This is a genomic window from Aeromonas sp. S15(2024) (assembly GCF_041402265.1).
GTDB classification, from domain to species: Bacteria; Pseudomonadota; Gammaproteobacteria; order Enterobacterales; family Aeromonadaceae; genus Aeromonas; species Aeromonas dhakensis.
In genome coordinates, this window is record NZ_JBGLQY010000020.1 from 1 (window position 1) to 12,402 (window position 12,402).

The 12,402-nt window shown below is 53.0% G+C and carries 15 protein-coding genes; 12 read left to right on the forward strand and 3 right to left on the reverse strand.

Features of this window, described 5'->3' with window-relative positions:
• Window positions 1-397: 397 nt before the first annotated feature.
• The 11 genes from ACB033_RS22300 (at window position 398) to ACB033_RS22350 (ending at window position 8,983) form a co-directional block, all read left to right on the forward strand.
• A complete protein-coding gene (locus ACB033_RS22300) occupies window positions 398-1,030 on the forward strand; it encodes a LysE family translocator (RefSeq protein ID WP_017783353.1) in 633 nt (210 codons plus the stop codon).
• Window positions 1,031-1,223: 193 nt separating this feature from the next.
• Window positions 1,224-2,534 (forward strand): tyrosine-type recombinase/integrase, encoded by a 1,311-nt coding sequence (locus tag ACB033_RS22305; protein ID WP_371140763.1) that lies wholly within the window; start codon window positions 1,224-1,226, stop codon window positions 2,532-2,534.
• 237 nt (window positions 2,535-2,771) lie between these two features.
• Window positions 2,772-2,936, forward strand: a complete 165-nt coding sequence (locus tag ACB033_RS22310) for an AlpA family transcriptional regulator (protein WP_227273058.1) — start codon at window positions 2,772-2,774, stop codon at window positions 2,934-2,936.
• Window positions 2,937-3,080: 144 nt separating this feature from the next.
• A complete protein-coding gene (locus ACB033_RS22315) occupies window positions 3,081-3,425 on the forward strand; it encodes a hypothetical protein (protein WP_371140764.1) in 345 nt (114 codons plus the stop codon).
• A complete protein-coding gene (locus ACB033_RS22320; protein ID WP_371140765.1) occupies window positions 3,422-4,930 on the forward strand; it encodes a DUF3987 domain-containing protein in 1,509 nt (502 codons plus the stop codon). The genes ACB033_RS22315 and ACB033_RS22320 overlap by 4 nt, the downstream gene beginning before the upstream one ends.
• Window positions 4,931-5,349: 419 nt before the next feature.
• Window positions 5,350-5,943 (forward strand): hypothetical protein, encoded by a 594-nt coding sequence (locus ACB033_RS22325; protein WP_371140766.1) that lies wholly within the window; start codon window positions 5,350-5,352, stop codon window positions 5,941-5,943.
• Between the two features lie 310 nt (window positions 5,944-6,253).
• A complete protein-coding gene (locus ACB033_RS22330) occupies window positions 6,254-6,607 on the forward strand; it encodes a hypothetical protein (protein ID WP_371140767.1) in 354 nt (117 codons plus the stop codon).
• A 528-nt stretch (window positions 6,608-7,135) separates the two neighbouring features.
• Window positions 7,136-7,585: a hypothetical protein gene (locus tag ACB033_RS22335; protein WP_371140768.1), complete on the forward strand. Its 450-nt coding sequence runs from the start codon at window positions 7,136-7,138 to the stop codon at window positions 7,583-7,585.
• An 87-nt stretch (window positions 7,586-7,672) separates the two neighbouring features.
• Window positions 7,673-7,894, forward strand: coding sequence for a hypothetical protein (locus ACB033_RS22340; protein WP_371140769.1), 222 nt, complete (start codon window positions 7,673-7,675; stop codon window positions 7,892-7,894).
• A gap of 109 nt (window positions 7,895-8,003) precedes the next feature.
• Entirely contained in the window at window positions 8,004-8,630 is a 627-nt protein-coding gene (locus ACB033_RS22345) for a hypothetical protein (RefSeq protein WP_371140770.1), read from the forward strand.
• 38 nt (window positions 8,631-8,668) lie between these two features.
• On the forward strand, window positions 8,669-8,983 hold the full coding sequence (locus ACB033_RS22350) for a hypothetical protein (protein ID WP_371140771.1): 315 nt from the start codon (window positions 8,669-8,671) through the stop codon (window positions 8,981-8,983).
• Window positions 8,984-9,028: 45 nt separating this feature from the next.
• Here ACB033_RS22350 and ACB033_RS22355 read toward each other — a convergent pair whose 3' ends face one another.
• The 3 genes from ACB033_RS22355 to dusB all read right to left on the reverse strand — a co-directional run bounded on the left by ACB033_RS22355 (window position 9,029) and on the right by dusB (window position 10,667).
• On the reverse strand, window positions 9,029-9,253 hold the full coding sequence (locus ACB033_RS22355) for a superinfection immunity protein (RefSeq protein WP_371140772.1): 225 nt from the start codon (window positions 9,251-9,253) through the stop codon (window positions 9,029-9,031).
• Window positions 9,254-9,379: 126 nt separating this feature from the next.
• On the reverse strand, window positions 9,380-9,676 hold the full coding sequence (gene fis, locus ACB033_RS22360; protein ID WP_005309538.1) for a DNA-binding transcriptional regulator Fis: 297 nt from the start codon (window positions 9,674-9,676) through the stop codon (window positions 9,380-9,382).
• Window positions 9,677-9,701: 25 nt separating this feature from the next.
• Window positions 9,702-10,667 carry a tRNA dihydrouridine synthase DusB gene (gene dusB, locus ACB033_RS22365; protein WP_005309541.1) on the reverse strand — a complete coding sequence of 322 codons (966 nt, stop codon included), beginning with the start codon at window positions 10,665-10,667 and terminating at the stop codon, window positions 9,702-9,704.
• 338 nt (window positions 10,668-11,005) lie between these two features.
• Here dusB and ACB033_RS22370 point away from each other — a divergent pair, with 338 nt between their 5' ends.
• Window positions 11,006-12,364: a TolC family protein gene (locus ACB033_RS22370; RefSeq protein WP_017763945.1), complete on the forward strand. Its 1,359-nt coding sequence runs from the start codon at window positions 11,006-11,008 to the stop codon at window positions 12,362-12,364.
• Window positions 12,365-12,402 lie beyond the last annotated feature (38 nt).

Consider the following 12,402-nt stretch of genomic DNA (forward strand, 5'->3'; position numbering starts at 1 on the left):
GAAACGCTGTAGCGCCGATGGTAGTGTGGCATTCGCCATGCGAGAGTAGGACACTGCCAGGCACCCAATTGAAGAAGCCCGCTCATCTGAGCGGGCTTTTTTATTGCCTGATATTCAGCCATGCCTGCACAGTTTCCAGTGTTATTCCTCCCTTTCTGGATTCAATTGGTCTCCACCTATATTGACAACCCCAACTGCCATTCAAGCCCTATAAGGCATATATCCTGCTCTTTTTCAGCAGTTCTTCCCCGCTGTTACTCTGCTATTCGTTAGCCAAGATCCTGATGACACAACAGGATGGCCATTCTTTTTGTTGATGATCACTATTGCCCCGGCTGGGGATGACAAGGGCTGCGGGATCCTTAGACTGTGAACTTCATCGACAAGGGAGCTGTGTATGTTGGGGATCCACGATCTGGCGTTGTTTATCCTGTCAGGCCTGCTGTTGAACATGATGCCGGGGCCCGATTCCCTGCTCATCATGCTGCGCAGCGGCTCCCAGGGCTGGCGGGCAGGCTCCATGGCGGCACTGGGGATAGGAACTGGCACCATGGTGCATGTGCTGGCTGCTGCGTTGGGGTTGTCCGCTCTGCTGAGCGCCTCGGCCGAGCTGTTTGCCGTCATCAAGTTGATGGGCGCGCTTTATCTGGTCTATCTCGGTTTATCCATGTTCAGGCAAGGGGGGGGAGGCCGGGTATCGGCTGAAGAGGCTGTGTCCCTGCCTGTGCTCTCCTATGGCCGGATCTTCCGGCAAGGGTTACTGACCAATGTGCTCAACCCCAAGGTGGCCCTGTTCTTCCTCGCCTTTGTGCCCCAGTTCATTGCGCCAGATGCACCGCAAAAAGCGCTGGCATTCATCGTGCTGGGCTGCATCTTCAATTTCAACGGCATGATCTGGTGTCATCTGCTGGCTTTCTCGACCGCCTATGCGAGTCGCAAGGTGAGGCTGCCTGCAAGACTGATTACCTGGCTCAACCGTGTGATGGGAGGTTTGTTCGTGGGGCTTGGCATCAAGCTGGCGGTGGAGTGAGAAGATAAACGTCGTCCATAGAAAAAGGCGTATCCCATCGCTGGGATACGCCTTCGTCTGCACTGCAGCAGGATGACTGAAATCAGTTCATGCCGTAGGAACTTGGTTTGCGTTTGTGGTGGTGTAGGCACGTTTGTTGTTGTCTTGTAAGTCGCTGTTTTTAGTGGGTGTTTGTGGCGCCACTTGCTTAATCTTGTTCATCTCCGTAGGCTTGTATTCAGAAATTTTCTGGGTGTTGGCTTGGGGGTTAATGATGGCGCTGACTGATACGAAGTTGAAGGGGCTAAAGCAGTTCGAGGGGAAGAGGCCGAAGAAACACGCAGGCGATGGCGGGCTCTATGCCTACCACTACCCCACCGGAAAGGTGACTTTCATCTTCCGATATAGCGTGATGGGCAAGCAGCGAGATCTGAAACTTGGTGCCTATGGCAAGGCAGGGCTGACGCTCAAACAGGCCAATGAGAAGCGCGACCAGTGCAGCGCGTGGCTAGAGCAGGGCCTAGATCCCGCCAATGAATTGAAGATGCAGCGGGCGCAGACACTTGCCCCCATCACTGTCAGGCAGGCGCTTGATCAATGGCTTGATGACTACGCATTAGAGAAGCGCAAGAACGCCATCAAGCATCGACAGCAGTTCAACAAGTGGATTTACCCTTGGCATGGAGATTCGCCGCTGTCTGGTATGAAGCAAGCGCACTGGCTGGAATGTTTCAGGAGCACAAACAAGAGCCTAAGCCGACCCGCGCCAGTTGCTGCCGCCTATACGCTCCAGATGGTCAAGCAGGCTTTGCAGCGTTGCCGCCGCCTTAAATATGACTTTGACTATGCCGAGATTGAACACCTGACCGTTGAGGATGTTGGAGGCAAGAGAGCAGAGAAGCGTGAACGGACTCTGATTAGCCATGATGGTAGGGATTGGGGCGAGCTGCAAAGTCTTGTGCGCTGGCTGGGCGACTTTCAGGGGATACATGCCAACGACTACTATCGGCTTTTTGTGGCGCTCAATCTCATATTCGGATGCAGGAGCGGGGAGATTCGACAGGCAGAGCCGAAGCACTTCAACTTTAAAACAATGGTCTGGACAGTGCCGAAGGAGAGCAGCAAAACGGGAAAGGAGATTGTCAGGCCAATTCCCGCAGAGTTGAAAGACTGGCTGATGGCCGTCATAGACCATAACAAGCCATCCTGTTGTGTGCTGGGTGAGCTAAAACAGGTTGAAGCTGTTAGTGCATGGTGCCGAGGAATCTACAAGCGAGCAGGCATTGCCGAGTCATTCACCGCGCACGATATACGGCGGACGGTTGCCACTGGCTGGGCAAATCTAGGGATTGCCCCGCACGTTATTGAGAGCGAACTGGGGCACACCCTGGGCGGGGTTGCTGGGATCTACAATCGTGCCCACTATCTCGATGAAAAGGCGGACGCGCTAAGCCTATGGCTGGTTCGCCTTGATGCGCTAAGGGCTGACAATGTGAAAATTCTCCCGACAACTAGACCCGCTTAGGCGGGTTTTTTTGTGGGCACTGAAAATAACAATAAATGGCAAGTTTTGTTACGCAACGGGGGCTAGTTGACAGGATGCCTGATCATCAGAGGTGAAGGGAATGGCCTCAAAATGCTATGTTTTGGGGTGAATGTGAATAGTTGACACCTTGATTATTGGTGCTTAGTTGCGTTGACCTATGAATTTGTGGCTTTATAATCACAACTATTGAAACAACCAAGCAAGAACGAGGCCAATATGATTAAGATGATGACCGAGAAACAAATTTGTGAGATGTTGCAGGTTTGCCGAGCAACCTTGTGGGCATGGCGAAAGGCCGGAACGTTCCCCGCACCGATCAAAATGGGAAGCCTCAACCGCTGGCGAGAGCAGGACGTTATGAGCTTTATCAATGGAAACTAAGGGGGCTAAACAAGCAGGAAAACAACAGCGAGCCAAACATCAGACAAAAAAAATCCCCGCATATGCAGGGAGTTCTTGTAACAATTCTTCAATCTCGACAGGTCTTCTTGGCGGTTGCCCTGTCAAAATATTAGAGATGCTTATATGACTGATATTAACAGGAACCAAGGCAGTGTCAACTACCAGCGAGTGATTCAGGTTCGCCGCTCACTCCACCCAGTAAACCCCGAGCAGATGCACGAAATCATCAAAGCGGCGGGTTGCTCTACCCGATTTGCCGATGATGGAATGGCATTCTTCACCCATACCGTGGGGCACTGTGAGTACCCGCTCAATCCTTGCGGAAGCTACACAAACAAATGGGTTGGTGAGCAGTGCGAGGCGCAAGGTTTTACCCGCCCAGCCGACTATCCAGCAGCGTTGGCCGGAGCAATGCTTGTAGCAACCGAACAGGCTGCCCGCATGGCTTTTGAAGGGGTGGCAGCATGAGCAAATCATCATATGACGAGCTGATCGACAATGAGCTTAGTGTTGGGGTTTCAGCCAAGCGCGAAGAACATGCCGAGGTAATAAGCCCTTCCAAGCTAGATGCTGGTGAGCTTTCCGAGATAATGCGCGGACACCCTCTGGTTGATTTGGCTATCTCAATGGCTGGTGTCGTACAGTTCCCAAGGGACAGCGCCGTACTTGCAGCTTGCACGATTGCCAGTTCGGCTATCAGTGACGTTTACCGTGTGAAGTTCAATGATCACGCAAAGCCGATCTGTACTGGAATATATTCGCTGATAGCCCAGCCACCAGGATCTGGCAAGAGTGCGATCTTCTCAAAGTTCCTGGACGTGTTAGACGATGAGCGGAGCGAAGCTAACGCAGAGATTAAGAAATGGGCAAGCAGCTATAACGATGCAAAAGACGAGGAAGATCAACGTCAGTTCCGCTTGTTGGCTACCAGTCTTAGGGATACAACCCCAGAGGCACTGGATGGCGCACTAACACGCACTGATGGGAGCTTCTTTGCCGCTAGTGATGAGCAGAACCTAGCAAACAGCCTCATTGGCGGCGCATACAGTCAGGGCGGAAAGCCAGTGAACAACGGGGCCATACTGGCTGGCTTTTGCGGTGAACGTGCCGCAACGTTGCGCGTCACTCGGGAGGGTTATACCGGATATGTTCACGGTGCCGCTTGTTGTGTCACCCAGTCAGGCGTAATTGAGACCGTGGCAACTTCAAGCGATGGCACTGGGGTAGCGGAGCGATTCATTATGATCGATGAGCCTAGCCTTCTTGGCTATCGCAAGCGTGGCAAAGTGCGCCAGCGCGTAAATGAAGAGCTTTCATACTCCTATGAGCAGGCCATTACCAAGTTGGTAGCCAAGGCGCGAGACAGAGCCAAGAGCCTTGGCACTGTAAGACACTGGCAGGACATGCCGAATCTAACTTTGTCGAATGTAGGTTTTGACATGGTGGCCGAGTTCATGGACTCCGAGATTGAGCCGCAACTCAGAAACGATGGGGCATATGGCTACGGCCTTCTTCAAGGTGCCGCAAGCAAGAGCGATTACAGGGTTGCCAAGTTCGCCGCTGTGCTTCATGTGTTCGATTGCTTGATGAATGGCCGCGAGGTGTCCCCAGTAATCTCTGACGAATGGGTAGAGGTTGGGGTTAAGGTAGCGCGATGGTCGCTTAATTGCATGAAACAGGCCATAGAAAAGGGCGGTATTGCTGGCAAAAGCGTAGAGGTTGAATCGGTCATTGGTTATGTAACCAAACAAGGAGGGAAAGGAGTCCCGTCATCCACCGTTGCCCAGTACATGCGCAAGCGAGCCGAGTTTAAAGGATATGGCGAAGAAGCAACCAAAAGGGTACACGCCGCGATTGATGCAGCAATAAGATCTGGCGACCTCATAAGGCTTGAGAGAACCGCCGGACGCAAGCCAGTATCGATGCTTTTCGCTGCTGGATATGAGCCCCCAGTGATGATGAGAGCAGCATAAGCAAACCGCCCCCAATTACGGGGGCTTTTTTGTGCCTGATCGCCAGATAGGGAAGCCAAAAGGAAATATGCCGGAGGGGAAATATTCCCACCGTCTTGGCTTAGATAGCCATCATTTGGCTATGATAGCCATGCACCATGGCTGGCTATAACCCGCGCCAGCATTGGGTTTCGTTGAATAATAGCCAAATAGCCATACCCCCACACACTCTAAAAACCAAATATCTAACATGCGCCCGCATCAAGTCACACTTTCCTAGCTATATACATGCACGGACTACCCCATGGCTATCATGGCTATTATTGCTCTAGCCCAGTCGTAGCGAGGTCTATAGGTAGCCAGACCCCGTGGCTATCTATTGGCTATTATATTTCCATCACTTACTATGTAATCTGCACCAATGTGCCACAGGAAAAAACATGGAAAATATTAAGGGGAGCATCGGTTATCTCGGCCTTACCGACTGGTGGCTAAATGAGCTGTCTCACGAAGATAGGGGCATCATTCTTGCTAACTATAACCCTATGGGGTCATCATCAGAATTATTGACTGAGGGGGATATATCATGGACTACAGAGGAACCGATCCCTCTGCTTTATGGAATTGCTAGCTGGTTAAAGGATAGTGAGCATCTCGATTTATGCATGAAGTTATTTGCAAAGGCAAAGAGCCTTATAACGCCTGGCACGTCAGCATTAGATATTCATTTTTTACATGACAGTGAAATAAGAGTCTATTACAAAAATAGGCACCTTATCGGTCTTGAACCAACAATTACAGCATGTGATCTGCAAATTAGGGTTGCTGACATGTCAGCCAAGAAGTTGCTTATAGAGTATGGTTATCCATTACCATCTCACAGAGGGTATCAGCAATTGTCTATAATTCTTTCAAATTTATATCAGTATCAGAGAGCAATTGACCTTTGCATACAAGCGCAGGGGCTCGGTTGGTCTGGCGATTGGGATAAACGGATCGTGAGATACACAAAAAAAATGAGAGAAAATAGATAGCCCCTTCATCTCACCATTCTTTCGAATGCATGATCAGGTAAGTGGTCAAGAACTGCTTTAATTCTTGCTAGCCCTCGCTGTGATTGGCTTTGCGGCAAGTCCATAGTGCACCGATGGCGATAACCCCCAGCATAGCCCCCAATGTGTCAACTTCACCCGCATGTTTTCAGTGGTGCCATGAGGTTCGGGCGGCTGGGATCACTGCTCACTAATGAGCAGTCCATACCGAACCCTGGCAGGGGGGTTGAGAATCCAATGGCTCCCTCATGATAGTCATGTTATTTTTCCCGTTTTTGAAATGGGGTCTTAAATGAAAAAGCTAGTAGCAGTGTCCATCCTATCTATTGCCGTGCTGTCAGGCTGTACTGTGCGCGTTGCTGATATGACTGTGGGCAGCACCAAGAATTACAACATCAACGGCGCTAAGTTCGTTAAGGGTAAGCGTGTAACAGGTGAGGATAGCTATCCCGTGGTTCTGTTCCCACTTGGCATCCCCAATGTCAAAACAGCGATGGATCGTGCCATTGAGCAAGATAAATGCACTGTGGGTTTGACTGATGTGGTTGTAACCCAACTGAATCATGCCTTCCTGTTCGGCTCGATTGGATTGCGAGTCGAGGGCGACCAAATCATTGATACAACCCTGCAAGGGTGTGAGAAATAGCGAAAGCTAGAAATAGATGATGAGCCCGCCCACTGAGGCGGGTTTTTTACGCCCGTTTAGTGGAAGCTGCGACCCCCTACACTCCCGCACCTGCAATCCCCTACCTCTGGCTAGCCATGTGGATACCCCATTATTGGAACGTCCCATTAGCTTTGCGTGAGCGCTCATTCCGGCATATCGACCACACCCCGATTGCTGGCCTACTGACATCCGAAAACCAGCACACACTTGTAAGCTGAATTTGAACTTCAGGTTTTATTAGGTTCCCCCTTAAGTTTTGAGAAGTCCCGCCCTCTTACAAATTATTTTGTCTAGTTGGCATGATTTTTGCTTTGGTGTGGCCTTTGTGTAAGTTATAATCGTTTTATCAAGCAAATAAACAAGCGCCCTTATGAATCACAATGACGATCAAGGCGGCGACTTCATTATCAAATTGGATTGGCTAGCGATGTTTCTAATCGGTTGGCTATCGAATGACACCGCAAGAGCTTTTGAAGTCCTGATCGCCGCTCTCATGTTGAGGTAAATATGACTTTCAAAAAAGGTTACAGCGGTAATCCACACGGTCGCCCACTCGGGCGCCGCAGTAATAAACGGTTAGTAACCGAGGCCCTTATTGCGGCATATGGAAGTGAAGCGAACTATTGGCGCAGTCTGGCAGAACGCAGCAAAACCGACACCCTAACCGCGCAATTCTTGGGGGAGTTTGTAATTCACCTCACTAAGAATTTAAAGGAGCTGGTCGGGCTTTCATTCTTCAAGCTGGTGAAAGGCAAGGATGGCTACTATCTCGGATTCCCTGACCAGGTGATACAGGCCGGACGAAACGGGGATCTTACGCCTGACGCCGTGCGCGACCTGCTTGGGCCGCTGGTTGGCTTGCTGGATAGCTATCCGCAGGCAGGCGGGCATTTCGTCGAGATCGCCGATTCAATGAAGGCAAAGATTCGAGAAATGGAGGCGGCAAAAGGTGAATAAGAGACGCCGCTTTTATTACTTTTTAACTAATCGCGCAGCACCTTTGGCAACTAAGCCACACACAAACCATAAATAAGAGATCTGATTATGAATAACACCATCCTTAATAGCCTGAATAAGGCGACATCTATCATTGCCAATGAGAAATCCCGTCAAGAAGTTCTAGGAGAGATCGATAGTGCCATTCGCGAATTGAATGAGCTTCGCCGAAAGGTCGCTGGCGAGAGTTACACTGCTGGTAATAGCCTTGGCGGCGACGTTGGGGCGCAATACCGCGCAAACTATATCTATGAAGAATTGCCTGAATAACTGGCGATCGACGCTAATTGGCCGGATAACTCTTGGCGGCAAATAAAAGGGGCCAGCAATAGGCCCCGCACTCACTCAATTATTTACGTTCGATGCAGAGGCATTATAAATGAAGATTGAATCATTCGTCCTGAAATACTACCAGCAGCAGTGCGAGCCGAAACCAGTTCACGTGCCAGCCATGCCAGAAGGCAATCAGGCCGTCATGGAAGCCATTCGTGACGAGGTAGTGATCATTGCAACCAAGGTACAGGCCGAGGGGAATAAGGCGCTTCTGAAAGCACTTGCAGCAGTCCCGACCGAGTTTCCCGAGCTGACCAAGGAGATTGAGCGCATTGATGCCGAAACCCTCAAGGTATCCAGCGACAAACTGAAGCGTCCGGCATGTGGCCCTGATATGGGGAGGCTGGTCGATTTTGCCAAGCGCATCGGCAAGGTTCACGCCAGCGACCTGCTGGCCGAGTGTGGCGACGACCAAGGGGCGCTGCAAGCACTGTTAGAGGTTGTTAAGGGTGGCGACGAGCATTGGGTTGGCACTGTGCAGGGCAAGCTGACGGCCTTACTGGTTGGCTATGACACCACCGAGCTGCTCGCCAAGCTGGAGAGCGAACGGCGAGGGCTCATTAGCTTTGCCGAGCAGATGCAGGAATCTTTGGTGCAAGCCATTGGCCGTGCTCATGCCCCGCACCTGGTACAGGCCAGCGCCACCGCGAAGATGGATGCCGCACGATACTGAACCGCCCCGAGAGGGGGCATTGATAGCCAGGGCAGAGCATGAAGCCATTAGAGATAACACTTTCAAGCCGCCGAGAATTTGAACGGGCACTAGCCGAACATCAGCGGCTGGACTGTTACCAACTCGCCGACATGCGCCGCGCCTTTGATGCGCTGATTGAGTGGCAGGTAAGCCCACGCCGAAGAAACTGGAATAGCCGCCATGGCTCCATCCAGTGCTTGCCTGACAACCTCAAAGGGTCGCTGCAAGAGGTTAAGCTGAAGTTTTATGCCCTGCAAAAGCACACCAAGCCGGAAGCGGTGCCCTATGCGCCAGAGGAGACTTGGCAACAGTGGGGTTATATCACCCTCTAGGCGCTTTCCCCTTGGTAAGCAGACATGAGCCCCGCGAGGGGCTTTCTATTTTGTGGCGGGTTCAGTGTTGGCCGTCAATGCCCAGACAAGAGAGCCGATCCAGCCTAAGACCGTCCAGCCCAATAAGAAATTGAGAGCTGCAATTGCCGTTGCGTTTCGATGCCCTCTGACCACAGCAACAAATAGCGGGATGAAGTACAGCAGCACAACCCCCAGTAACACACCGAAAGATTCCATTTTCACCACCTGAGCCGATTGGATGGGTTTCATATTAACCCACTGGCTAATTGTTGGGTGCTAATTCTGGATTGGGGGTTTAACTGGGGGTTAAATGAAAAAAGGCACCCTAACGTTGGTTAGTGTGCCTTTAAAATCAATTGGTTACATCACATATCTTTAGTTCATGCCGTAGCGCTTGAGTTTCTTGCGCAGAGTACCGCGGTTGATCCCCATCATCACGGCAGCGCGAGTCTGGTTGCCACGAGTGTACTGCATGATCACGTCCAGCATGGGAGCTTCGACTTCGGAGAGAACCATATCGTACAGATCAATCACTTCCTGACCGTTCAACTGGGCCAGGTAGTTACGCAGGGCCTGTTGCACAGAGTCACGCAGGGGGCGCTGGGTCGGCTCGGCAGCGTGATTGTGAGTAGTTGTTACCAATGCATCAGAAGTCAGGGTTTGTTCGAACATATTCGGTCGGCTCTTTAGTTATGCGTTAACCTAATCCATCGAAATACGCTTCGAGTGCCTCGAGTTGTGCGTCTGCACAATCCAGGGCATTGAAGTGCTTACGGAATTCTCGGCCCGTCTCTTCTTCATCCAGATACCAGCCCACATGTTTACGGGCAATGCGCGCTCCCAGATATGCACCATAAAACTGGTGCAGGTTGGTTACATGCTCGTTCATCAGGGTGCGAACCTCTTCCCTGTCGGGAGGTGGCAGCTTGGTGCCCGTCTCAAGAAAATGACGGATTTCCCGGAAAATCCAGGGTCGTCCTTGCGCAGCACGGCCGATCATCACGGCATCAACACCGGTATAGTCGAGGACATACCGGGCCTTCTCCGGGCTGTCTATGTCGCCATTGGCGACAACAGGAATCGATACGGCCTGCTTAATCGCCCTGATAGTGTCGTACTCCGCTTCGCCCTTGTAGAGACAGGCACGGGTACGACCATGCACGGCGAGGGCCGCGATACCGCAATCTTCGGCGATTCGGGCGATCTCCTCGCCATTGCGGTTATCCGGATCCCATCCTGTGCGGATCTTCAAGGTGACAGGCACGTCCACTGCGTCCACCACGGCCCGGCAGATGGATCTGACCAGGTCGGGTTGGCGCAACAGGGCGGAACCTGCCAGCTTCTTATTCACTTTTTTTGCCGGACATCCCATGTTGATGTCGACGATCTGAGCGCCCTGCTCCACGTTGTAGCGGGCGGCAAACGCCATCATCTCGGGGTCGGCTCCGGCAATCTGGACCGATCGCAAGCCCCCTTCAGCAGAGTGATCCATTCTCATCCGGGTTTTCTGGGTATCCCAGACATCCGGGTTGGCCAGCAGCATCTCGGAAACGGCCATGCCGGCACCCAGCCGCAAACAAAGTTCACGGAATGGTCGGTCTGTTACACCGGCCATGGGAGCCACGATCAGGGGAGTTTCAAGCGTGTGGGGACCTATCTGCATTCCACGGTTACCATCGGCTTAGGGCGGCGTATATTACGCATTTTTTAGTCAGGAGAAAAGGTTAGTATTTGAGCGTCAGCCATTTTTTTCTGAAAAAAACGTCGCGCCAAGGCTTGCAAAATCAGGAGTGCTTGAAAATCGGACAGATTGTCGAAGCGAAGCGGTAGGGCCAATTGGATGAGGGGGACCATGATTTGCCTGTCCCCATCCCGGACGGGTTTGCGTTATGATAGCGAGCTTGTATCGAGCAAAGACTCCAAACAAATTCATTACAAACAGATTGGGGACGTATGACGGCAAGGTTCATCAAATCTCTCTACCCGTGTCTGCTTGGCGCCATGCTGGGCTCGGCCCAGGCTCAGACGGTCAGTTTCAGCGAAGCCTGGAGCCGGGTCATTCAACAGGATGACGGGCTGGCGGCGGAACAGGCCGGGGTTGAGCGGGCGCAACAGCTGCGCGAAGCCGCCAAGGCCATGTATCTGCCCAAGGTGGACGTGGGGGCCAGCTACACCCACCTCGATCAGCCGGTGGAACTGGACATGATGGACCTCAACCCCATCGCCAGTCATCCTGAGTTCGGCAAGGTACTGGCGCCCATCATGCAGGCGCTCAAGCTGACGCCCAATGACTTCGTCACCCCCCTCACCAAACAGAACGTGGTGACCAGCTCGGTCAAGATGCTCTGGCCGCTGTTCACCGGTGGTCGCATCGATGCGGCACAGGACATTCGCCAGGCCCAGGTGAGCGAGGCGCAGCAGTTGCTGGTGCTCAAGCAGCAGTCCACCTTCGAGAGCCTCTCCCAGACCTATTTCGGGGTGGTGCTGGCGGCCCAGGTGGTGCAGACCAAGCAGGAGATCGAGCAGGGGCTGGCTCACCACCTGGAGCATGCCAAGAAGCTGGAAGCCCAGGGCCAGATCGCCCGGGTTGAGCGTCTCTCCGCCCAATCAGCCTATGACCGGGCCCGTATCGATACCCAGAAGGCGCGTCGCAGCCTGGAGATTGCCCAGCTGGCCCTCGGCCACATGCTCAAGCTCAAGCAGGCGGAGCCCGATACCCAGCTCTTCATCAATCCGCAGATGCCTGAACTCGCAGCCTTCGTGCAGGAGACGCTGGCGGTGCACCCCGGCCTCAAGTTGCTGACGGCCAAGAAGGAGCAGGCGCAGGGGATGATCAAGCTGGAGAAGGGCAAGTACGCCCCCGAGCTGTTCCTGTATGGTAACTACAACCTCTATGAGGATGACTCGCTGGCCTCCAAGACCACCCCGGACTGGCTGGTCGGGGTGGGTGTCAGCATGCCGCTGGTGAGCCGTGACGGCCGCTCCGAGACGGTACAGGCGGCCAAGAGCGCCGAGCTGCAGGTCAATCTGCTGCAGGCCAAGACCCGCCAGGATCTGGAGTTGCTGGTCGAGAAGACCTGGCGCGAGGCGGCGCAGGGGCTGGAGGAGTTCCAGTCGCTCTCTTCCACCCAGGCGCTGGCCGAGGAGAACGTGCTGCTTAGGGACAAGGCATTCGGGCAGGGGCTCTCCACTTCCCTCGATGTGGTGGATGCCCGCAACCAGCTGGCCGGGGTCAAGACCCAGCGCGCCGCTGCCGCTTATCAATACGTCATTTCGCTGGCGCGTCTGCTGGCCCTTTCCGGGCAGATGAACAGCTTCAACCAGTATCAGCACGGGCAGGCGATCGAGGTGAACTCATGATCGCGGCCTGCCTTGCTCCCATTTTCATGTCTGTTTCG

What these genes read in the sequence shown, in the direction of transcription:
- dusB (WP_005309541.1), bottom strand. Translation starts at nt 10,667, where the DNA reads ATGCAGATAGGTCCCCACACGCTTGAAACTCCCCTGATCGTGGCTCCC.
- ACB033_RS22320 (WP_371140765.1), top strand. Translation starts at nt 3,422, where the DNA reads ATGAGCAAATCATCATATGACGAGCTGATCGACAATGAGCTTAGTGTT.
- ACB033_RS22355 (WP_371140772.1), bottom strand. Translation starts at nt 9,253, where the DNA reads ATGAAACCCATCCAATCGGCTCAGGTGGTGAAAATGGAATCTTTCGGT.
- ACB033_RS22335 (WP_371140768.1), top strand. Translation starts at nt 7,136, where the DNA reads ATGACTTTCAAAAAAGGTTACAGCGGTAATCCACACGGTCGCCCACTC.
- ACB033_RS22300 (WP_017783353.1), top strand. Translation starts at nt 398, where the DNA reads ATGTTGGGGATCCACGATCTGGCGTTGTTTATCCTGTCAGGCCTGCTG.
- ACB033_RS22325 (WP_371140766.1), top strand. Translation starts at nt 5,350, where the DNA reads ATGGAAAATATTAAGGGGAGCATCGGTTATCTCGGCCTTACCGACTGG.
- ACB033_RS22310 (WP_227273058.1), top strand. Translation starts at nt 2,772, where the DNA reads ATGATTAAGATGATGACCGAGAAACAAATTTGTGAGATGTTGCAGGTT.
- ACB033_RS22350 (WP_371140771.1), top strand. Translation starts at nt 8,669, where the DNA reads ATGAAGCCATTAGAGATAACACTTTCAAGCCGCCGAGAATTTGAACGG.
- fis (WP_005309538.1), bottom strand. Translation starts at nt 9,676, where the DNA reads ATGTTCGAACAAACCCTGACTTCTGATGCATTGGTAACAACTACTCAC.
- ACB033_RS22340 (WP_371140769.1), top strand. Translation starts at nt 7,673, where the DNA reads ATGAATAACACCATCCTTAATAGCCTGAATAAGGCGACATCTATCATT.
- ACB033_RS22315 (WP_371140764.1), top strand. Translation starts at nt 3,081, where the DNA reads ATGACTGATATTAACAGGAACCAAGGCAGTGTCAACTACCAGCGAGTG.
- ACB033_RS22330 (WP_371140767.1), top strand. Translation starts at nt 6,254, where the DNA reads ATGAAAAAGCTAGTAGCAGTGTCCATCCTATCTATTGCCGTGCTGTCA.
- ACB033_RS22345 (WP_371140770.1), top strand. Translation starts at nt 8,004, where the DNA reads ATGAAGATTGAATCATTCGTCCTGAAATACTACCAGCAGCAGTGCGAG.
- ACB033_RS22370 (WP_017763945.1), top strand. Translation starts at nt 11,006, where the DNA reads ATGCTGGGCTCGGCCCAGGCTCAGACGGTCAGTTTCAGCGAAGCCTGG.